Raw genomic sequence first — 20,780 nt, 5'->3', positions numbered from 1 at the left:
CCGACCTTGGCACAGTGCTCCGCCCGGTACATCCCCTTCGCGCAACCTGATGGTGGCCCATCCGCCCGCGCTTGTACACCGGATGTGCGCCACGGGGCCGCCGTCGTGCGCCGTACGCGACCGCTGTACGCCCCGTCTCGCCCCCTGCCGCGCTCTGGTCCACCCTGTCGCGCCGGGTCGGCGCCGCCCCGGACCGGCGCGTGCCGGTGTCACATGCGGCGCCACACGCGGTGCCACAGGGGCGAGTTGGAGCGGCCGACCAATCGGCTGGCTCGGCTGTTCGACCGGGGAAAGGCCGGTACGCGGAGCGTCCCCGCCCCGCAGGGCCCACGGACGCGGGGCGCTGCGGCGGTTACCCGATTCGGGTGAACGCGGTTGGACCTCGGCCCGGCCCGCTCGGCAGGATGTCCGGCCTGGGGCGGCACCCGCCGTGCCGCCCCATCTCCCCCTCCCCCGTACGGATTTGGAGTCACCCGGTGTTCAAGGGATTCCGCAGCTTCCTGCTGCGCGGAAACGTGGTGGACCTCGCGGTCGGCATCGTGATCGGCGCTGCCTTCACCGCCGTCGTCACCGGGTTCGTCAGCGCCTTCCTCACCCCGCTGGTCGGCGTCGCGTCCGGCGCCGTCGGCGACTTCACCCAGAAGACCTTCGACGTGGCCGGCACCCGGTTCCCGTACGGCCTCTTCGTCAACGCGGTCATCGGCTTCGTCCTGACCGCCGCCGTCATCTACTTCGCCGTGGTGCTGCCGGTCGGCAAGCTCCAGTCCCGCTTCGAATCGGCCAAGCCCGCGCCGGCCGCGAAGGTGGACTGCCCGGAGTGCCTGAGCAGCATCCCGGCCGCCGCGACCCGGTGCTCCTTCTGCACCTCCGAGATCGGCAAGCCGGCCCTGCCCGCACAGGCCCAGGCCCTGCAGTCGCACTGAGCGCCGACACCCGGACCAGCGACGGGCCGCCGCCTGATCAGCGGCCGGCCATCGGGCCGACGGCCCAGGTCGCGGGCCTGAACCGGGCCCCGGAGAGCTGACGGGAATTTTATTCCCGAAACATTCACGAGCCCCCGTCGCCTGCTCGGCGGGGGCTCGAATGCGCCCGCGCACGCCCTGTCCGGGAAAAGTTTCTCCGCAGGGCCCCCGACCGTCCACCGGCCGGTCACCACAAGGCCTTCCGGGGCCTCCGTCCGGCCGCCGTTCGACCACTGACGGGGTGCCAAGGTTGTCCGGAACCGGTCGCCGGAATGTCCGTCTTTCCTACTTTCGAAACCTTTGTGCGAGCGAAGACTGTGTAAACACTCGAACTGCTCCCCCTCCCGCTCTCCTCAGCAGGCGCGTTGTGGGCTTACCGTATGCCCCATGACCTCGCCCCGCTCCTACGACGGAGTCGGCTACCCCTCTCCGTCCTACTCCTCCGGCACGCCGATCTACGACAGCCTCGTGGCTGAGCGCGGCGTCCCCCAGATCGCGCCCATCAACGTGCCGGCCGCCCTGCCGCCGGCACTGTCGTCCGGTTACGGATCCGGCCTCGGCCCGTCCTACGAGAACCGGTACGCCAACGGGTACGAAAGCGCCGGCAGCAACCTCCCCGCGCTGCCGCCCGCCCGCCTCGCCCTGGGCCCCGGCCCGAGCAGCGGCCCCTCCGCCGGCCCCGCCACGGCGTACATCCCCGCGCAGCCCGCGCCGGCGTACGCCGCCCCCCAGCCTCCGGTCCCCGGCTACGGCGCCCCCCAGCCGTACCAGCGACCGCAGCCCGGCACCCCCGCCTTCAGCCAGACCGCCGGAGGCGGCTACCAGCCGACCGGCGGCCAGAGCTTCGGCGGCCAGAACACCTTCATCGGCGCCCAGGGCGGCCAGCAGACCTTCGGCGCGCAGCCGGCCGGCGGACCGGGCGGTTTCGGCCAGGGCCAGCCCGCCGCTCCGCAGGGCTTCGGCGGCCAGCAGTCGTTCGGCGGTCCGGCCGCCGGCGGCCCCGGCTTCCAGGGCCAGGGCGGCGACCAGTCCTTCGGCGGTGCCCAGCTGCGCCCGGCCATGGCGCCGGTCGCGCCGGTCCGCCCGACGCAGCCGCAGCGCCCGGGCCCGTACGGCGAGTCCGGCCAGTTCCAGGGCGGCTACCAGCAGCAGGGCCAGGGCTACTGAGCCGCTGACACCCCGAGGCCGTCCCCCCACGCGGCCCGCACCCGCACCACCTGAGCAGCACCCGGCGCCCCCCGTACGCCGGGCGAACGGAGAAACGGGTCATCCACGGACCGCCCGGAACGCCCCCCACGGCGTCCGGGCGGTCCGTGCGCATTAGAGGGCATTCCCGGCGAACCCCCGCAGGCTGGCAGGATGGAGGAATGCACCTCACCGGACTCCACGTCTACCCCGTCAAGTCGATGTACCGCCTGAGCCCGGACACCGCCGTGGTTCAACCCTGGGGTCTGGCCGGAGACCGTCGCTGGATGCTCGCCGACGCGAACGGACGCTTCGTCAGCCAGCGTGAGGACGCGGCCCTCGCACGGGTGCGGACCGGACTGCTGCCCGACGGCGCCCTCACCCTGACCACCCCCGACGGCTCCCGGATCGAGGTCCCCGCCCCCGCCGTCGCGGCCGGCGACCCGCTCGCCGACGTCGAGGTCTGGGGAACGCGCTTCCGTGCCGCGGAGGCCGACAAGGAGACGCACCGGTGGATCGCCGAACACCTCGGCGACTACCGCCTGGTGCACCTTGACGACCCGCGCGCCCGGCCGGTCGACCCCGAGTACAGCGCGCCCGGCGACAGCGTCTCGATGGCCGACGGCTATCCGCTGCTGCTCACCACCACCGCCTCGCTGGACCGCCTCAACGAGCTGATCGCCGCCGAGAACCCGGACGGCCACGAGACCCTGCCGATGGAGCGCTTCCGTCCGAGCGTGGTGATCGGCGGCACCGAACCGTGGGCCGAGGACACCTGGCGCCGGATCCGGATCGGCTCGGTCACCTTCAAGGTGGTCAAGCCGTGCGGCCGCTGCATGATCACCACCACCGACCAGGAGACCGGCGAGCGGCGCGGCAAGGAGCCGCTGCGCACCCTGGCCCGGCACCACCGGCTGTTGCGCAAGGCCGCGTTCGGGCAGAACCTGATCCCCGAGCGGCCGGCCGGCGTCGAGGGGGACGAGCTCGGCACGCTGCGGCTGGGCGACGAGCTCGAGGTGCTCGAGGACGGGGCGCACTGGCCCGCCGACGGGCGCTGAGCGCTCGGGCCGGTTCTCCGGGAGGGTGGGCCGCTCCCGCCGACCCTCCGCGCCGGCTGCCGACGGTCGAGTACTGACCACCGACCATCGGATGCCGACCGCCGACCGCCGACCGCCCGTGCCGGAGGGCGGGGCGCATCGGCCCGTGGACCGGCGCCGGGCACGCGCCGCACTCCGAAACCGGCGCGCCCGGACGGAACCACCGCTGTGCGCGCTCGTTGAAACAAGTGGTCGGAACCTGTGGCGGCGCTGAGCGCTACCGGTGTCCGCGCGACCGCGGGCGGCCGGACCACCCACGTGGGCGCGCTACGGTGGGCGGACGGCCCGCGCACCCCCGCGCGTTCGGCCCGTTGATCGCCGGCTCGACGAAGGTGGGGACGACAGACCGTCATGGCTGAGCACAGGGTCCGGGTCACCCAGGACAGCGCATCCCGCTGGCGTCGCCGCGCGGGCGAGTACGACACGCTCGCGGAGGCCCTGGCCGCCGCCGAACCGGGCGACACGGTGACCGTCCGCCCGGGCACCTTCCGGGAGAACGTGCTGCTGGACAAGCCGGTGACGATCGTCCCGGCCCAGGGCCCGGGGACGGTCCGGATCGACCCGCCCTCCGGGGTGGCGCTCACCGTGACCGCCGCCGCCACCGTACGCGACCTGGTGGTCGAGGGCGGCGACAGCACCACCCCGGCCGTGCTGGTCACCGGGCCGGAGGCGACCCCCTCCTTCAGCGGCTGCCGGGTGGAGACCCGCTCGGCCACCGGCATCGAGGTCACCGGCGGCGCCCGGCCGACCCTGCGCGGCTGCGTGGTCACCAACCCGGGCGGGCTCGGGCTGCGGCTGCGCGGCCCGGACACCGCCGCCGCCTTCGAGGACTGCGAGGTCGCCGCCGCCGGCCAGGCCGGACTGGCCGTCCTCGGCGGCGCCACCGCGGCCCTGGACCGCTGCCGCGTCCACCACGCCTCCGGCGCCGGCGTCCTGCTCTCCGACCCCGGCAGCGCCGCCGAACTGACCGGCTGCGAGATCTACGAGATCCGCGGCAGCGGCGTGCAGGCCGAGGCGCAGGCGGGCGGGCGGCTGGTCGACTGCGAGATCCACCGGGTCACCGGCAACGGTCTCACCCTGGACGGCGAGGCCGAACTGGTGCTCACCGGCTGCCGGGTGCACGACCTGCCCGAGAACGGCGCCGACCTGCGCGGACGCGCCCGGCTGAGCCTCGCCAACAGCACCGTCCGGGACTTCGGGCGCGGGGCGCTGTCGGTCTGGGACCAGGGCACCGAGGCGGTCGCCGAGTCCTGCGAGATCCACGGCTCGACCGGCGAGTACCCGGCGCTCTGGGTCAGCGACGGTGCCCGGCTGACCCTCACCGACTGCTCGCTGCACGACCTGCCGGACGCCCTGTTCGTCCTCGACCGGGACTCCGCCGCCACCGCCGAGGGCTGCTCGTTCAGCCGGATCCGCAGCTCGGCGGTCTCGGTCAGCGGCGGGGCCACCGTCTCCCTGGCCTCCTGCCGGGTGCAGGAGGCGGGCACCGGGCTCTGGTTCCGCGACCACGGCAGCGGCGGACTGCTCACCGACTGCGAGATCTCCGACGTGGCCACCGGCGTGATCGTCACCAAGGGCGCCGACCCGGTGCTGCGCGCCTGCACCGTACGGGCCAGCACGGACGCCGGGGTGTACGTCTCGGCCCAGGGGCGGGGCACCTTCGAGGACTGCCGGGTCTCGCAGGGCAAGGGCTTCGGCTTCCACATCATCGACGGCTGCCGGACCCAGCTCACCCGTTGCCGGGCGGAGCACAACCAGCGGGCCGGGTTCGAGTTCTCCGAGCCGGGTCCGGTCACCGAGGGGTGCATCTCGGACGACGTCGGGGCGGCTCCGGTGCCGTCCGCTCCCGCCCCGCCCGGCGGCGGGGCGGGGCCGGGATCCGCAGGTGGGCGCGGTCCGGGGCTGGGGTCGTCGTACGGGTCCACCGACGTGCCCGCGCCGCGGACCGCCCAACTGACCACGGTGGCCCCGCTGTTGGCGTCGGCCGCAGCCGGTTCGGCGGCGATCTCGCCGATCCCGGACTGCCGGCCGGCCGAGGAGGCGCTCGCCGAACTGGACTCGCTGGTCGGGCTGGCCACGGTGAAGCAGGAGGTGCGCACGCTGATCGACCTGATCTCGGTCGGCCGGCGCCGCCGCCAGGCCGGGCTCAAGGCGCCCTCGCTGCGCCGCCACCTGGTCTTCACCGGCGCACCCGGCACCGGAAAGACCACCGTCGCCCGGCTGTACGGCGAGATCCTCGCCTCGCTCGGGGTGCTCCAGCGCGGACACCTGGTCGAGGTGGCACGGGTGGACCTGGTCGGCGAACACATCGGCTCCACCGCGATCCGCACCGCGGCCGCCTTCGACCGGGCGCGCGGCGGGGTGCTCTTCATCGACGAGGCGTACGCGCTCGCACCCGAGGACGGGGCGCGGGACTTCGGGCGCGAGGCGATCGACACCCTGGTCAAGCTGATGGAGGACCACCGGGACGAGGTGGTCGTCATCGTGGCCGGCTACACCGCCGAGATGGAGCGCTTCCTCTCCGCCAACCCCGGTGTCTCCTCCCGTTTCTCACGCACCATCGACTTCCCCGACTACACGGCGGACGAGCTGCTGGAGATCGCCCGGTCGCAGTGCGCCGAGCACGAGTACGCGCTCTCCGAGGAGACGGAGGAGGCGCTGCTGGAACACTTCGGCGGGATGGAGCGCGGCCCCAACTTCGGCAACGGGCGCACCGCGCGACAGGTCTTCGAGACCATGGTCGAGCGGCACGCGGTACGGATCGCCCACCTCGCGGACCCGTCCACGGAGGAGCTCCAGCTGCTCGTCCCGGCCGACCTGCCCACGGCGCCGCTGCCGTAGGGCCCACTGCCGTAGGGCCGGCGGCCGGGGAACTAGTCGCCGGGGAACTCGTCGGCCGCGCCGGGCCGTTGAGGCGGGCATGGGTGTGCTGTTGACGGGCGCGGCGGGCGGGTTGCTGCTGCCGGCCGGACTGGTCGTGGTGTTCTTCCTCGGTGCGGTGGTGCGGCGGCTGCGCGCCCGGCCGGCGGTGGGACCCGACGGTGGGCACGGCGGCGGGCACGGCGGTGGGCGCGGCGCGGGTGCGACCGCGACGGAGGAGCTGCACGCGCTGCTCTACCCGAGCAAGCGGGTGCAGCTGGAGCAGCGACGGGTCGAGCTGGTGCTGCGGGACGACGAGCACGACGGCGCGCCGAAGCGGACGGGGATCGACCTTGCGGGCGGTCGGGCGGTGATCCGGCGGGTGGCGGGCACCGGCTGACGGCTGACGACGAACAGGCGACAGCGAACAGATAACAGACGACAGCTGACAGAGTTTGAAATCTGTCAGCTGTCACCCGTCCGCCGCCCGGCGCGTCAGCCCGTCCAGGCGCCGCCGGCCAGGAAGGACTCCAGGGCCGCCCGGTAGGGCGCGATGTCGATCCGCTCGCCCGCCAGCCAGTCGTCCGAGTAGTACTTGTCCAGGTAGCGGTCCCCCGGGTCGCAGATCAGGCCGACCACGCTGCCCGTCCGCCCGGCCGCCCGCATCTCGGCGACGATCCGCAGCGCGCTCCACAGGCCCGTCCCGGTGGAGGCCCCCGCCTTCTTGCCGAGCACCTGCTCCAACATCCGGACGGCGGCGATCGACGCGGCGTCCGGCACCTTCATCATCCGGTCGATCGCCCCGGGGACGAAGCTCGGCTCCATCCGCGGCCGTCCGATGCCCTCGATCCGCGAGCCGCTCTCGCAGACGGCCTCCGGATCGTGGCGCACCCAGCCGTCGAAGAAGCAGGAGTTCTCCGGGTCCGCGACGCAGATCCGGGTGTCGTACTGCATGTAGTGCACGAACCGGGCGATGGTCGCCGAGGTGCCGCCGGTCCCGGCGGTGGCCACGATCCAGGCCGGCTCGGGGTGCGGCTCCAGGCGCAGCTGGGCGAAGACCGACTCGGCGATGTTGTTGTTGCCGCGCCAGTCGGTGGCCCGCTCGGCGTAGGTGAACTGGTCCATGTAGTGCCCGCCGGTCTCCTCGGCGAGCCGGGCGGAGGCCTCGTACACCTCGTCCGAACGCTCGACCAGGTGACACTCGCCGCCGTGGAACTGGATCAGGTCGATCTTGGACTGGCTGGTGCTCTTGGCCATCACGGCGATGAACGGCACGCCAACGAGCTGGGCGAAGTACGCCTCGGAGACGGCGGTGGAGCCGCTGGAGGCCTCGATCACCGGCTTGCCGGGCCGGATCCAGCCGTTGCAGAGCCCGTAGAGGAAGAGCGAGCGGGCCAGGCGGTGCTTGAGCGAGCCGGTCGGGTGGGTGGACTCGTCCTTGAGGTAGAGGTCGATCCCCCACTCCGCGGGCAGCGGGAAGCGCAGCAGATGGGTGTCGGCGGAGCGGTTGGCGTCGGCCTGGACCTTGCGCACCGCCTCCTTGAGCCAGGCGCGGTACTCCGGGTCGGAGCGGTCGACGTCGGCGGTCGGCTCGATGCCGGACTGGGTGCTCATGGTCGCTGTCTCCCTCGTGGTGGCCCCCCAATGCTCACTACGAGTGTATGAGAGTCACGATAAGTGACCGTTTTCGAAGAGCCAGCTTCCGCTTATCGCCGTCAGGGCAGATCTGGTCACCGTCGGGGGCGGAACTCATCGACCAGGGCAGACCCGATCGCCGTCAGGGCAGCACCGGCACCGACTGCGGGTCCGCCAGGTACGGTCCCCAGCCCAGCTCGGCCGCGCCCGCGAGCGCGCCGTGCGCCAGCTCCGCGCCGACGATCGGCACCCGGCCGCTGCGCCCCCACAGGCTGCGCTCGGCGACCACCGACCGCAGCCGGTCGGGCGCGGCCTCCAGCAGGTGGAGGTGCAGCCCGCTGAGGACCACCCGGTCGGGGTTGAGGATGTTGGCGACGCCGGCCAGGCCGAGTCCGAGCCGGTCGATGACGTGCTCCACCGCCGCCCGCGCCCGGTCGTCCGTCGCGGCGGCCCGGCACAGCTCGCGCGCCTGGTCGAGCAGCGGGCGTCCCGGTTCCGGGGTGAGCCCGGCGGCCGTGAACAGCGCGTCGGGGTCGGTCTCGGAGTTCAGGCAGCCCCGGTTGCCGCACATGCAGGGCCGTCCCTGCGGGTCGACGGTGAGGTGGCCGACCTCCAGGGCGAGGCCGGCGCTGCCGGTGTGCAGGTGCCCGTCGATGACCAGCGCGCCACCGACGCCGCGGTGGCCGGAGGTGACGAAGAGCAGGTGTCGGGCGCCGCGGCCGGCGCCGTGCCGGTACTCGGCGAGCGCGGCCAGGTTGGCGTCGTTGGCGATCGCGGTGGGCAGCGGGCGCAGCGCCTTCGGGCCGTGGTCGGCGCGTCCGACCTCGACGTCGTACAGGTCGGCGACCGGGGTGCCGCTGGGCCAGGCGAAGTGCAGCGCGGCGAGGGCGGTGCCGTCCGGCTCGGTGACCGGGTTGGGCAGCGCGAGCGCGGCGCCCAGGCAGCGGCGGTCGGTCGCGCGGGCGAGCTCGGCACCGGCCACGGCGACGGCGCGCAGCATCCGGACCGGGTCGGTGGCGGCGGGCAGCGGCAGGTGGACGGGCGGGTCGAGCAGTCCGCCGAGGCCGGCCAGGGTGACGCTCAGTCCGTCGGCGTGGATCTGCCCGGCGACCACGACCGGGCCGTTCGGGTCGATCGCGAGCCGGTGCGACGGGCGGCCGCGGCCGCCGCCGGCCGGTCGGGAGTCGACGGTGATCAGGCCGAGCGCCTCGAGTTCGGCGGTGACCGCGCCGGCGGTGGCCCGGGTGACGTCCAGCGCGCGGGTGAGCGCCGAGCGGGTCGGCGTCTGGCCGGTGTGGATCAGGGAGAGCGCTGGGCCGAGCAGCGTCCGGCCCCGGTCGGGAGCCGCGCGGCGGTGGTTGTCGCGCTGCGCGTCGGAGTCGTTCCCGGTACCGGGCCTCGGGCTTGATGGTGAGAGCTGCACGCCCCTATTGTGACTTTGTGTCGCTTTGAAACAAAATCGGTTCACACACCCGGCCCGATCGCCCCTCCTCCCAGTCTCGCAGCACACCCCCGGTGACGGACAGCCCCTGAGGTCCTGCACGCATCGCCCTCACCGCGTTCTTCGCCGTCGACGGCTTCCTCTTCGCCTCCTGGGTCGTCCGCATCCCGGACATCCGCAGTCAGGTCAGCGCCTCGCACAGCGCCCTCGGGCTCGCCCTGCTCTGCCTGTCCATCGGCGCCGTCCTCACCATGCCCGTGATCGGCCGGCTCTGCCTGCGGTACGGCTCCCGGCCGGTGACCGTCGGCTCGCTCGCCCTGCTCAGCCTCGCCGTGCTGCTGCCCGCGCACGCCCACTCGGCCACCGCGCTCGGCGGGGTGCTGCTGCTGTTCGGCGCGGGGTACGGCGGGGCCAACGTCGCGATGAACAGCGCCGCCGTCGACCTGGTCGCGCAGCTGCGGCGGCCCGTGATGCCCAGCTTCCACGCCGGGTACAGCTTCGGCGGGCTGGTCGGCACCGGCGTCAGCGGACTGCTCGCCGGCCCGCTGAGCACCGCATGGGCACTCGCGCTCAGCGCGGCGCTGGGCATGGCCGTCACCGTCGGCGCGGGCGTCGTCCTGCTGCGCAGCCCGGCGGCGGCAGCGGTCGCACCGGGCCATACGGACCGTACGAGCCACACGGGCCGCACGGCGGAACCGTCCGGGACCGCCCGGCCGGACGCGGGCTCGACCCGCCCCCGCACCCGCCTGCTCGTCCTGCTGCTCGGCCTCACCGCACTCTGCACCGCGTACGGCGAGGGCGCGATCGCCGACTGGGCCACGCTCCACCTCACCGACGACGTCCGGGCGAGTTCCGTGGTGGCCGCCACCGGCTACGGCGCGTACGCGTTCGCGATGGCCGGTGGGCGGGTCGGCGGCACCTGGCTGTCCATCAGGCTCGGCCAGACCCGGCTGATGCTGTTCGGCGGGCTGACGGCGGCGGTCGGCATGCTGGTCGCCGCCCTGGCGCCGGTGGTGCCGGTGGCGATCTGCGGGTTCGTGCTGGTCGGCCTCGGCCTGGCCAACCTCTTCCCGCTCGCCATCGCCCGGGCCGGTGCGGCGGGCGGGCCGCAGGGCGTCGCGTTCGCCTCCTCGCTCGGCTACGGGGGGATGCTGATCGGCCCGGTGGTGATCGGCTTCCTCGCCGACGCGGCCGGACTGCCGCTGGCCCTCACCACGGTCACGCTCGCGGCCACGGTGGCGGCGCTCCTGCCGCTGTCGGTCGGACGGCGGGTGACGGACGACCGGTGACGGTCGACAGGCAACGGATGACAGGGAACAGCGAACAGATAACAGCTGACAGATAACAGACACTGAAATCTGTCACCTGTCATCCGCCGTGTGACAGGATGCGAGGCCATGACGACCAGCGAACGCTTCCAGGTACTGCGGGCGGGCGAGCGCCCGGCGACGGCGTGGCTCAACGGGGGCGGGGTGACCAGGGAGGTCGCCGGGTTCCCGGTCGGCGCCGGACTGGACGCCTTCGACTGGCGGGTCAGCCTCGCGGACGTCGCCTCGGCGGGGCCGTTCTCCCCGTTCCCCGGGATCGACCGGGTGATCACCCTGGTCGAGGGCGCCGGCATGGCGCTCACCGTCGACGGTACCGAGCAGCTGGTCGACGCGCCGTTCCGGCCGTTCGCCTTCTCTGGCGACGCCACCACCGACTGTCGGCTGCTGGCCGGCCCGGTAGTGGACTTCAACGTGATGACGCGCCGCGGGCGGGTCGAGGCCGCGGTCGACCTGGCCACCGCGACCACCACGGTCGACGTCCCGGACGGGAGCACCGCCCTCCTGGTCTGCCTCGTCGGCACCGCCACCATCCACGACGCCTCCATCCACGGCGCCTCCGTCGACGGCGGCACCGTCGACGGCGTCGAACTCGCCCGCTACGACGCCGCGTTGCTCGACACCCCGGGCACGTACGAGCTGCACCCGGACGGCACCACCGCCGTCATCGCCTTCCACACCGCGCCCTGAGAGCCGGCCAAGGGCCGCACCACCGAACAGCGGCGCTCCCACCTCCCGGGACCACCCCGGGGGCAGGAGCGCCGCCGCCGCTTCACCCGCAGAACACCGGCGTGGCGTGCCCCGGATCCAGCGCGTTGGTGACCAGGTGCAGCGCCGTCGGCGAGAACGCGATCCCGACGTGCTCCACCAGCGAGACCGGGCAGTGTTCCTGCACCACCTGGTTGTCGACGTCCGGGCCGCTCAGGAACTGGGTCCGCCACGGGGTGACGACTTCATCGAGGACCGTCGAGATCACCGTGTAGCGCACGCCCGGTACGGTGTCGGGCCGGGAGGCCATCACCGTGTTGAAGTCGGAGCCCACCGCCTGGTCCCGGCAGGCCTTGCAGACCGTGTAGATCAGGTCCGCGACGCCCGGGAAGTACGGCACCAGGTTGGTGATCCCGTCGAGCGTCGTGCCGTGGTTGGACGGCGCCAGCCCGACCAGCCTGCCGACCTTGGACCCGCCACCGAGGAACTTGAGGTAGTAGTTCGGCAGCATGCCGCCCTGCGAGTGCCCGACGATGTCGACCTTGGCCGCGCCGGTCGCGGTCCGCACCAGGTCCACGAACCGGCCGAGTTGGGCCGCCGACTCCGGCACCGGCCCGAGGCCGCCGATCGGCAGCAGCAGGCCGCTGCCGCTGGAGGTGACGCCGGGGATCATCCCGTAGTCGAGGGCGAAGACGCAGTACCCGAGGCTCTTCAGCAGCGGGGAGAGCGCCAGCCAGTTCTCGTAGCGGTTGGCGAAGGTGCCGTGCACCAGGACGACCGGGTCGGGGTGCGCGGTGGTCGGCCGGCAGGTCCAGTCGTTGGCGCCGGGCGGCGAGGCCACCGTGTCGCCGTCCGGCGGCAGTTCGGCGGACGAGGCGGACGCTGCGGCCGCGACGGCCGAGGCGCTCGCGACGGGCACGGCAGCGCTCGCCGGCGACACCGTCGCACCGGCCAGCACCGCCCCCGCCAGCAGCAGCGCACCCAGCGCGCCTGCGCCCCTGCGGCGCACCGGAGTTGCGGAGAAGCGGAGAAGTGGGGTTCTCAACTGTTGCCTCCACAGCGGAAGTTTGTTACCAACAGGTAACCCGAGGGCACCATCATGCGGTCGCCCCTCCGGCCCGGCCCTTGGGCGTCCCCCAGACCTGGACGGTGTTCTCTGTGACCGGTCACAACGCACCCCACCCCGCACCCCCGAACACCTCCGACCGGACGCCGGACTGGCGCGTCCCGGTGATCGGCGGGCTCCCGGCCGACCAGCGACTGCTCGGCGGCGTACGGGAGCTGGCCGAGACCGTGGTCGCCGCCCTGCTGGAGCGGGTGCCGGTCTACCGCCGGCTGCCCCGCGAACAGCTCACCGGCGAGCTGACCCGGGACACCGAGCGCCGCATCCGCGCCCTCGCCCACACCGTACGGACCGGACTCCCCGCCCCCGCCGAGGAGTTCACCGCCGTCCGGGAGGCCGCCGCCCGGCGGGCCGAGGAGGGCCTGCCGCTGGACGCCGTCCTGCTCGCCCACCACCTCGGACTGGAGGTCTGCTGGGAGTTCGCCACCCGGCACGCCCGGGACGACGACGCCGCCGACCTGCTCGCCCTCAACCGGCTGCTGCTCGACCAGCTCCGCCAGGCCGTCACCGCCGCCGGGGCGGGCTACCTGGACGGCCGCCGCCCGGCCACCGGCCGACGGGACTCGGCCCGGCACTCCCTGCTCGGCGCGCTGCTCGCGGGCACCCCCGCCGACGCGGCCGCCGAGCGCGCCGGGCTCCGTCTGCCCACCGGGTACGCCGTGCTCTGCCTGTCCCTCGCCGACCACCCCGACGAGCACTCCCCCGGTGTCGATCCGGGCATCGCCGCCCTCCGCAAGCTCCGCCGGTTCGAGGCCGAACTCGACCACCGCACCCGGCAGTCGGCGCTCACCGCGCTCACCCCCACGGGCGGCCTGGTGCTCGTCCCGTTCGGACCGTCACCCGGTCCGGACGAGGACGGGGCCTGCGAGGCGCCGTGGCCGCTGCTCGCCGCCGCCCTCGCCGCGGCGGCCCGGGCGGCCGGCGTTCCCGTCCTGGCCGGGGCCGCGCCCGCCACCCCCGCCGAGGTGCCCGGCGCGGCCGCTCTCGCCTACGAAGTCCTCGACGTGGCAAGGGCGTTCGGCCGACCGCCGGGGCTGCACCGGCTGGACGACGTCCTGCTGGAGTACCAGCTCACCCGCCCCAGCCAGGCCCGCTCCCGGCTCGCCGCCCTGCTCGAACCGCTCGCCGACGCCGGGGAGTTGCTCATCACCCTGCACACCCACCTGGCCGGCGGCCTGAGCCGCCGCCACACCGCGAGCGCCCTGCACCTGCACCCGAACACCGTCGACTACCGGCTGCGCCGGATCGCCGCACTGACCGGCCTGGATCCGGCCCGCCCCGCCGACCTCTCGCGGATCGCCGCCGCCATCGCCGCCCGCACCGCCGAACAGGCCTCCCTCGCCGGGTAGTTCGGGACGACTGCCAGCACCGGGCCGGTGCCCGGCGACCGACCTCAGCCCTGCTCCCCCGGCAGCCGCAGGTCCCAGCCGACCAGGGCGCGCAGCTGCTCCGCGGTCACGCCGTCCGGCACCGGCTGCGGAGCGTCGTGGCGCAGCGGCGGCTGCCAGCCCTCCTCCTCCGTCCAGCGGCGCACCACCTTGGCCGGCGCCCCGGCGACCACGCTGTGGTCGGGAACGTCGCCGCGCACCACGGCGCCCGCCGCGACCACCACGTTGCGGCCGATCCGCGCCCCCGGCAGGATCACCGCGCCGGTGCCGATCCAGCTGCCCGTGCCGATCTCCACCGGTTCGTTGCGCGGCCACTGCTTGCCGATCGGCAGCTCGGTGTCCCGGTACTCGTGCGACTGGTCGCTGATGTACACGCCGGGGCCGGTCCACACGTCGTCGCCGATGACGATCGACTGGTGGCCGACGATGTGGCTGTCCCGGCCGATCACGCAGCCGCCGCCGATCCGCACGATCGGCTCCGGCCCGAGGTCGAGCCCGGGCAGGAAGCCCGCGCTGATGGTGACCCGCTCGCCGATGATCGAGAACGGCCCGATGGTGATCCACTGCTCGTTGAACACCGCCCCGAGCGGGAAGCTGAGCGTCGTACCGTCCCCCAGCTCGCCGAACCGGTACGGGCCGGGGTTGCGGCTGGTGACCGCTCCGGTCCGCTGCACCCAGCGCCAGCCCCGGTGGACGAGGCGCCCGGCGGCGCGGCGGCCACCGGTCCGGACGGCTGAGACGAGCGAACGGGTTATCGGCATGCGCTCACGTTACCGGCCCGTAGCATCCGCCCGTCCGCCGGGAGGCAACCGGAGGAATGTCCGAAATCCGCGACCGGCGGACCGGCCGCGATGGAAGACTCCGTCCCATGGAGATCACCGAGCACATCGACGCGCTGCGCCGCGAGGGCACCAGGCTCGCCGAGGCCGCGGCCCGTACCGAGTTGTCCGCCCCCGTACCGACCTGTCCGGACTGGCAGCTGACGAAGCTGCTGCAGCACATCGGCTCCGTCCACCGCTGGGCCGCCGCGATCGTGTCCGGAGGCGCGCCGACGCCGCCGGACGAGGCGGACGCGCAGGCCGCCGTCGGGCCGCTGCCCTCGGACGCCGCGCTGCTCGACTGGTACCGCGAGGGCCACGCCGCCCTGGTGGACACCCTCACCGCGGCGCCCGCCGACCTCGAGTGCTGGACCTTCCTGTCCTCGCCCAGCCCGCTGGCGTTCTGGGCCCGGCGCCAGGCGCACGAGACCGCCGTCCACCGCCGCGACGCCGACGCGGCCGCCGGGGTGCCCGGTCCGGTCGTGGACACCGCGCTCGCCCTCGACGGCATCGACGAACTGGTGAGCGGCTTCACGACCCTCGGCCGGTCCAAGCTGCGCAGCGACCGGCCGCGCACCCTGCTGGTCCGGGCCACCGACGGCCCCGGCTCCTGGCACCTGACGATCACCCGGGAAGCGCCGGTCGTCACCACCGGCGAGGGCCCCGAGCCGGCCGATCTGACCCTCGCCGGCCCGGCCCACGAGCTCTACCTGCTGCTGTGGAACCGGCTGTCCGCCCAGCAGGCCGGGGAGGTCAAGGCGATCGGCGACCAGAGCCTGCTCGCCCTCTGGAGCGAGACGGCGGCGGTCCTCTGACCGTGCCGGCCGCGACCCCTGCGCACGGGTCGTCACGCCCGGGGGCGGCGACGCCCCCGGGCGAACGGGCACCCGGGAAACCCGGCCCTCAGCGCACCCAGCGCGCGGGCCGCTTCTCCAGGAACGAGCGCATCCCCTCCTGCGCCTCCGCCGAGCCGAAGAGCCGCGCCGACAGCTCCACCAGCTCCTCCGCGTCCCGCTCGAAGGAGCGCACCACCTCGGCGTTGGCCAGCCGCTTCGACTCCGCCAGGCCCTGCGGGGAGCCCAGGCGCAGCGCGTCCAGCAGGCCCTTGAGCGCCACGTCGGTGGCCTCGGCGGAGTCGGTGGCGCTGGTGATCAGCCCGATCCGGGCGGCCTCGGCGGCGTCGAAGACCTCGCCGGTGAGGTAGTAGCGGGAGACGGCGCGCGGGTCCAGCTTCGGGCGCAGCGGCAGCGAGATGACGGCGGGCGCGAGGCCGAGCCGCACCTCGGTGAAGGCGAAGGTCGAGGCCGGTCCGGCGACGGCGAGGTCCGCCGCGCCGACCAGGCCGAGGCCGCCGGCCCGGACGTGGCCGTGGATGACGGCGATCACCGGCTTGGCGCAGTCCACGATCGCCCGCTGGAGCTCGACCAGGCCGCGCGGGCCGACCGTCGGGTCCGCGCCGGTCGCCTCGGAGAGGTCCGCGCCCGCGCAGAACACCTTGCCGGTGTGCCCGAGCACCACGGCGCGGACCTCCGGGTCGGCCGCGGCGGAGGCCAGTCCGGCGTGCAGCTCGGCCATCAGCCGGGTGGAGAGCGCGTTGCGGTTGTGCGGCGAGTCGAGGGTGAGCGTGGTGACGGCGTCGGCGGTGCTGACGTGGACGAGGGGCGCTGCGCTGGTCATCGGCGGGGCCTGCCTTCCGGCTGAGGGTGGGTCGGACTGCGGACGCGGTCCGGGAGGTGCCCGGACGACGCCCGGACGACTCTGGCACGCCCACCCGCCCCTCGGCCAGAGCGAGCCGGAGCCCCCGGGCCGTCGGGCTTGCCTGCCCGAGGGGGCATGGATCAGGATCCGTCCCATGACCACCTCTCACCTCACCCGCATCACGGAGCCGCCCGGAGTCGCGCCCGGCACCGGCTACACCCAGGTCGTCGCCGGAAGCGGCCGACTGGTCCAGGTGTCCGGGCAGGTCCCGTTCGACGAGAACCGGGACCTGGTCGGCCCGGGGGATCCGAAGGCGCAGGCGCGGCAGGTCTTCGAGAACCTCCGCCGCTGCCTGGCCGCCGCCGGGGCCGGGTTCGAGGACGTCGTGAAGTTCACCTACTTCATGACCGACATCGCCCACCTCGCCGTGGTCCGCGAGATCCGCGACGAGTACCTGGGCTCCGTTCCGCCGCCCGCCTCCTCCGCCGTGCAGGTCTCGGCGCTGTTCCGGCCCGACGTGCTGATGGAGATCGAGGCGATGGCGATCGTCCGCGAGTAGCGGGAGCGGCGGGAGCAGCAGGGAATTGCGGAGCGACGGGGGCGGCGAGACGGCGGGAGAATCGGGGACAACTCCCAAGTGGTACAGACCTGTTGACGCATTGGTCCAGTCCTCCTACAGTTCCCATGCCTTGCCTCCCCACGGCACAGGCATCGATCGCACACGGATCAACCGCACGGATCAACCAAGGTTCTACGTCACCCTGTTCAACCCCCACAGTCACAGGGAGAACCATGTCCGCTCGATCCCGGGCCGGGCGCCCGCGCGTGCGCAGCAGACTGCTGGCACTGCTCTCCGTCCTGCTCCTGCCCCTCGCCGCGCTCACCGCGCTGGCCGCCCCGGCGCACGCCGCCGGAAAGCTCACCGCCACCTTCACCACGGCCGACAACGGCTCCTGGTGGCAGGGCACCTACATCGTCCACAACGACAACGCGACCGCGGTGAGCGGCTGGACCCTGGAGTTCGACCTCCCGGCCGGCGTCACCATCGGCAACAGTTACAACGGCACCGCCACCGTGAACGGCCGGCACGTCACCGCCACCGCGGCGTTCTACAACTCCACCGTCAACGCCCACGGCACCACCGAGCCGTACAGCTTCTGGTTCGTCGGCAACGGCCCGGTCGCCGCCCCGCTCAACTGCCGTGTCAACGGCGACAAGTGCGACGGCAGCGCGGACGTCCCGCCGTCCGCGCCGGGCACCCCGACGGTCACCGAGTCCACCGCGCACACGCTCGCCCTGAGCTGGCCGGCCGCCACCGGCGGGGACTTCCCGGTCGCCTCCTACGACGTGCTGAGCGGTAGCACGGTGCTCGCCTCCAGCCCGTCCACCGGCGTGCTGGTCACCGGCCTCACCCCGGCCACCTCGTACACCCTGACCGTCCGCGCCAAGGACAGCCGCGGGAACACCGGCCCGCTCAGCGCGGGCGTCACCGCGTCCACCTTCGATCCGTCCACCGACACCTCGCCGCCCACCGCACCGGCCAACCTCCGGGCCACCGCGGTCGGTTCGACGGACGTGACGCTCGCCTGGAACGCCGCCACCGACAACGTCCGGGTGGCCGCGTACGACGTCTACCAGGGCGGCACCCTGGTGGCCACGGTCACCGGCAGCACGCTCGGCGCGACCGTCGGCAGCCTCTCCCCGTCCACCGCCTACACGTTCACCGTGAAGGCCCGGGACGCCGCCGACAACGTCTCGCCCGCCTCCGCCCCGCTCACCGTGACCACCTCGGACCTGGTCGGCGCCGGGAAGTACGCCCGGGTCGGCTACTTCGTCCAGTGGGGCATCTACGGCCGCCAGTACTTCGTCAAGAACCTGGACACCTCCGGCGCCGCCGCCAAGCTCGACGTCGTCAACTACGCCTTCGAGAACATCGATCCGGTCAACCTGACCTGCCAGGCCGGCGTCACCAAGGGCACCACCGCCAACCCTGAGGACCCGGACCAGGGCACCGGCGCCGGTGACGCCGACGCGGACTACGGCCGGGCGATGAGCGCCGACCAGTCGGTGGACGGCGTGGCCGACGACGGCTGGGGCAAACTCCGCGGCAACCTCAACCAGTTGAAGAAGCTGAAGGCCAAGTACCCCAACCTGAAGGTGGTCGTCTCGCTCGGCGGCTGGACCTACTCCAAGTACTTCTCCGACGCCGCCGCCACCGACGCGTCCCGCCAGAAGTTCGTCAAGTCCTGCGTCGACACCTGGATCAAGGGCAACCTGCCGGCCTACAACGGCGCCGGCGGCGACGGCGTGGCAGCGGGCATCTTCGACGGCATCGACCTCGACTGGGAGTGGCCCGGCTCCGCCGACGGCCACCCGGGCAACCACTGGAGCGCCAACGACAAGGGCAACCTGACCCTGCTGCTGGCCGAATTCCGCAAGCAGTTGGACGCGTTGGGCGGCTCGCACAAGCTGCTCACCGCCTTCACCCCGGCCGACCCGGCGAAGGTCGCGGCCGGCTGGGACCTCTCGAAGATCTTCGGCTCGCTGGACATCGCCAACGTCCAGGGCTACGACTTCCACGGCTCCGGCAGCGACAACTCCTGGGAGCCGAACCGCACCGGCCACGCCTCCAACCTCTACCAGGACCCGAACGACCCCTACGCCACCCACTTCAGCGTGGACACGGCCGTCCAGACGTACCTGAACGCCGGGGTCAACCCGCGCAAGCTGACCATCGGCTTCCCGTTCTACGGGCGCGGCTGGCAGACCGTCGCGGACGGCGGCGCGAACGGCGCCTGGCAGTCCGCGAACGGCGCCGCACCCGGCCAGTTCAGCGACGAGGCCGGCACCCGCGGGTACAACAACCTGATCACCAGCCTCTCCGGTCTCAAGGTCTACCACGACCCCAAGTCCGTTGCGACGTACGGCTACACGGGAGCCGGCGGGCAGTGGTGGACCTTCGACGACGCCTGGTCGATCTCGCAGAAGACCGCCTACCTCAAGTCGAAGAACCTGCTCGGCGGCATGATCTGGGAGATGTCCGGCGACACCCCGTCCGGCACCCTGATGTCCGCACTGGACACCGGGCTCAAGTAGCGCTCCCCGCAAGGGAAGCGGGGCCGGTGCCCCTCCCGCGCACGGAGGGACACCGGCCCCGCTCCACAGCGTCACGAGCTCACGACGCCACGGCGGCCGCCCTACCGCGAGGCCATCGACGCCAGCCGCCGCGCGGCCCGGTACTGCCGCAGCACCTGGGCGAAGGAGGTGTGCCCCTGGGTGGTCCGGGCGAAGGCCCGCCAGGCCGGCGGCACCAGGCAGACCGCCGCGTGGAACAGGTACGGCCGCCGCTCGAAGGCGCCCAGCAGCTGCTTGCCCGCGCGCATCTCCACGCCCAGCCCGGCCTTGACCGCGAACGCGTAGTTCAGCGCCTCGCGCCGCACCGCCGCCGCGTTGCCCGCCTCGGCGACCTGCACCGCCCACTCACCGGCCAGCCGGCCCGAGCGCAGCGCGTACGAGATGCCCTCGCGGGTCCACGGCTCCAGCAGTCCGGCCGCGTCCCCGGCGACCAGCACCCGGCCGCGGGAGAGCGGCGAGTCCTCGGTCCGGCAGCGGGTCAGGTGCCCGGACTCGACCTGCGGGGTGAACCCGGACAGGCCCAGCCGGCGGATGTAGTCGGCGAGGTACTGCTTGGTCCGCTCGCCGTCGCCGCGCGCCGAGATGACGCCGACGGTCAGGCTGCTGGTCTCGGTCTTCGGGAACACCCAGCCGTAACTGCCGGGCAGCGGACCCCAGTCGAGGTGGATCCGGCCCGCCCAGTCGGCCGCGACCTGGGCCGGCACCGGGATCTCGGCCTCCAGGCCGAGGTCGATCTGGTCGAAGGTGACGCCGACGTGCCGGCCGATCCGGCTCGCGCTGCCGTCCGCGCCGACCACCGCGCGGGCCTCGAAGGTGCGCCCGTCGGCGGCCGTCACCAGGGCCGTCCGGTGCTCCCCGCCGCGCTGCTCGACGCCGGTGACGGTCACTCCGGTGACCAGCACCGCCCCGGCCTGCTTGGCCGCCTGCACCAGGCGCAGGTCGAACTCGTCCCGGTTGACCAGGCCGAACAGCATCCGCTTGGACCGCCGCGTACGGGTGTACCTCCCGTTGTAGGCGAAGGTGACGGCGTGCACCCGGTCCTGCAGCGGCAGCCGGAAGTCCGGCGGCAGGCTGTCCCGGGAGGGGCCGATGATGCCGCCGCCGCAGGTCTTGTACCGGGGGTGTTCGGCCTTGTCGAGCAGCAGCACCCGGCGGCCCTGGGCCGCGGCGGCGTGCGCGGCCGAGGAGCCCGCCGGTCCGGCGCCGACCACCACGACGTCCCAGACGCCGTCCAGCGGCGCGGCCGCGTCGTCGGTCGGACCGCCCTCGGCCGGGCTGTCGAGCGGGCTACGGGAATCGGAGCTTCCGGAGTCAGTCACGTCGAGCAATCCTATGCGTCCGGCCGCGCCGTTCGAGCGCGCCGCCCCCGCACCGGCGCCACCCGGTCGTACGGCCCGCCCGACGGC

Annotated in this window: 17 protein-coding genes; 11 read left to right on the top strand and 6 right to left on the bottom strand. The window is 73.8% G+C overall.

All coding sequences use genetic code 11. The annotated features are described in order from the left end of the window. Positions 1–476: 476 nt before the first annotated feature. The 5 genes from mscL to ACFRQN_RS11150 all read left to right on the top strand — a co-directional run bounded on the left by mscL (position 477) and on the right by ACFRQN_RS11150 (position 6,503). Positions 477–923 (top strand): large conductance mechanosensitive channel protein MscL, encoded by a 447-nt coding sequence (gene mscL, locus ACFRQN_RS11170; protein ID WP_049650971.1) that lies wholly within the window; start codon positions 477–479, stop codon positions 921–923. Positions 924–1,349: 426 nt separating this feature from the next. Further along, the gene (locus ACFRQN_RS11165; RefSeq protein ID WP_074006368.1) at positions 1,350–2,129 is read left to right on the top strand and encodes a DUF6643 family protein; all 780 of its coding nucleotides are present in this window, start codon (positions 1,350–1,352) and stop codon (positions 2,127–2,129) included. A gap of 200 nt (positions 2,130–2,329) precedes the next feature. Then, a complete protein-coding gene (locus ACFRQN_RS11160; RefSeq protein WP_380739844.1) occupies positions 2,330–3,205 on the top strand; it encodes an MOSC domain-containing protein in 876 nt (291 codons plus the stop codon). A 390-nt stretch (positions 3,206–3,595) separates the two neighbouring features. Continuing rightward, positions 3,596–6,085, top strand: coding sequence for a right-handed parallel beta-helix repeat-containing protein (locus ACFRQN_RS11155; RefSeq protein WP_380739842.1), 2,490 nt, complete (start codon positions 3,596–3,598; stop codon positions 6,083–6,085). 79 nt (positions 6,086–6,164) lie between these two features. Then, positions 6,165–6,503: a DUF6191 domain-containing protein gene (locus ACFRQN_RS11150; RefSeq protein WP_380739840.1), complete on the top strand. Its 339-nt coding sequence runs from the start codon at positions 6,165–6,167 to the stop codon at positions 6,501–6,503. Between the two features lie 95 nt (positions 6,504–6,598). On the opposite strand, the gene ACFRQN_RS11145 is transcribed toward ACFRQN_RS11150, so the two are convergent. Both ACFRQN_RS11145 and ACFRQN_RS11140 read right to left on the bottom strand, forming a co-directional pair. After that, the gene (locus ACFRQN_RS11145; protein ID WP_380739838.1) at positions 6,599–7,717 is read right to left on the bottom strand and encodes a PLP-dependent cysteine synthase family protein; all 1,119 of its coding nucleotides are present in this window, start codon (positions 7,715–7,717) and stop codon (positions 6,599–6,601) included. Between the two features lie 163 nt (positions 7,718–7,880). Continuing rightward, complete coding sequence (locus ACFRQN_RS11140) at positions 7,881–9,161, bottom strand: ROK family protein (RefSeq protein WP_079272930.1); 1,281 nt, start codon at positions 9,159–9,161, stop codon at positions 7,881–7,883. A 122-nt stretch (positions 9,162–9,283) separates the two neighbouring features. Between ACFRQN_RS11140 and ACFRQN_RS11135 the strand changes: the two genes are divergently transcribed. Continuing rightward, on the top strand, positions 9,284–10,468 hold the full coding sequence (locus tag ACFRQN_RS11135; protein WP_380739870.1) for an MFS transporter: 1,185 nt from the start codon (positions 9,284–9,286) through the stop codon (positions 10,466–10,468). A 108-nt stretch (positions 10,469–10,576) separates the two neighbouring features. Continuing rightward, complete coding sequence (locus ACFRQN_RS11130; RefSeq protein WP_380739836.1) at positions 10,577–11,194, top strand: HutD family protein; 618 nt, start codon at positions 10,577–10,579, stop codon at positions 11,192–11,194. Between the two features lie 82 nt (positions 11,195–11,276). Here the strand turns inward: ACFRQN_RS11130 and ACFRQN_RS11125 are convergent, their stop codons facing one another. Then, a complete protein-coding gene (locus ACFRQN_RS11125) occupies positions 11,277–12,188 on the bottom strand; it encodes an esterase/lipase family protein (RefSeq protein WP_375876713.1) in 912 nt (303 codons plus the stop codon). 182 nt (positions 12,189–12,370) lie between these two features. Between ACFRQN_RS11125 and ACFRQN_RS11120 the strand changes: the two genes are divergently transcribed. Continuing rightward, the gene (locus tag ACFRQN_RS11120) at positions 12,371–13,684 is read left to right on the top strand and encodes a PucR family transcriptional regulator (RefSeq protein ID WP_380739834.1); all 1,314 of its coding nucleotides are present in this window, start codon (positions 12,371–12,373) and stop codon (positions 13,682–13,684) included. Positions 13,685–13,728: 44 nt separating this feature from the next. On the opposite strand, the gene ACFRQN_RS11115 is transcribed toward ACFRQN_RS11120, so the two are convergent. Continuing rightward, entirely contained in the window at positions 13,729–14,484 is a 756-nt protein-coding gene (locus ACFRQN_RS11115; protein ID WP_049650964.1) for a DapH/DapD/GlmU-related protein, read from the bottom strand. A 107-nt stretch (positions 14,485–14,591) separates the two neighbouring features. Between ACFRQN_RS11115 and ACFRQN_RS11110 the strand changes: the two genes are divergently transcribed. Beyond that, positions 14,592–15,356, top strand: a complete 765-nt coding sequence (locus ACFRQN_RS11110) for a maleylpyruvate isomerase family mycothiol-dependent enzyme (RefSeq protein ID WP_049650963.1) — start codon at positions 14,592–14,594, stop codon at positions 15,354–15,356. Between the two features lie 88 nt (positions 15,357–15,444). Here ACFRQN_RS11110 and ACFRQN_RS11105 read toward each other — a convergent pair whose 3' ends face one another. Further along, positions 15,445–16,218 (bottom strand): enoyl-CoA hydratase family protein, encoded by a 774-nt coding sequence (locus tag ACFRQN_RS11105; RefSeq protein WP_380739832.1) that lies wholly within the window; start codon positions 16,216–16,218, stop codon positions 15,445–15,447. A 175-nt stretch (positions 16,219–16,393) separates the two neighbouring features. On the opposite strand from ACFRQN_RS11105, the gene ACFRQN_RS11100 reads away from it, so the two are divergent. Both ACFRQN_RS11100 and ACFRQN_RS11095 read left to right on the top strand, forming a co-directional pair. Then, on the top strand, positions 16,394–16,798 hold the full coding sequence (locus tag ACFRQN_RS11100) for a RidA family protein (RefSeq protein WP_049650961.1): 405 nt from the start codon (positions 16,394–16,396) through the stop codon (positions 16,796–16,798). A gap of 233 nt (positions 16,799–17,031) precedes the next feature. Further along, the gene (locus ACFRQN_RS11095; RefSeq protein WP_380739830.1) at positions 17,032–19,335 is read left to right on the top strand and encodes a glycosyl hydrolase family 18 protein; all 2,304 of its coding nucleotides are present in this window, start codon (positions 17,032–17,034) and stop codon (positions 19,333–19,335) included. Between the two features lie 101 nt (positions 19,336–19,436). On the opposite strand, the gene ACFRQN_RS11090 is transcribed toward ACFRQN_RS11095, so the two are convergent. Further along, positions 19,437–20,693 (bottom strand): geranylgeranyl reductase family protein, encoded by a 1,257-nt coding sequence (locus tag ACFRQN_RS11090; RefSeq protein WP_079272936.1) that lies wholly within the window; start codon positions 20,691–20,693, stop codon positions 19,437–19,439. Positions 20,694–20,780 lie beyond the last annotated feature (87 nt).

The sequence above is a fragment of the Kitasatospora sp. NPDC056800 genome (assembly GCF_042789775.1).
GTDB lineage: Bacteria > Actinomycetota > Actinomycetes > Streptomycetales > Streptomycetaceae > Kitasatospora.
This window is presented reverse-complemented; position numbering and strand designations above follow the sequence as displayed.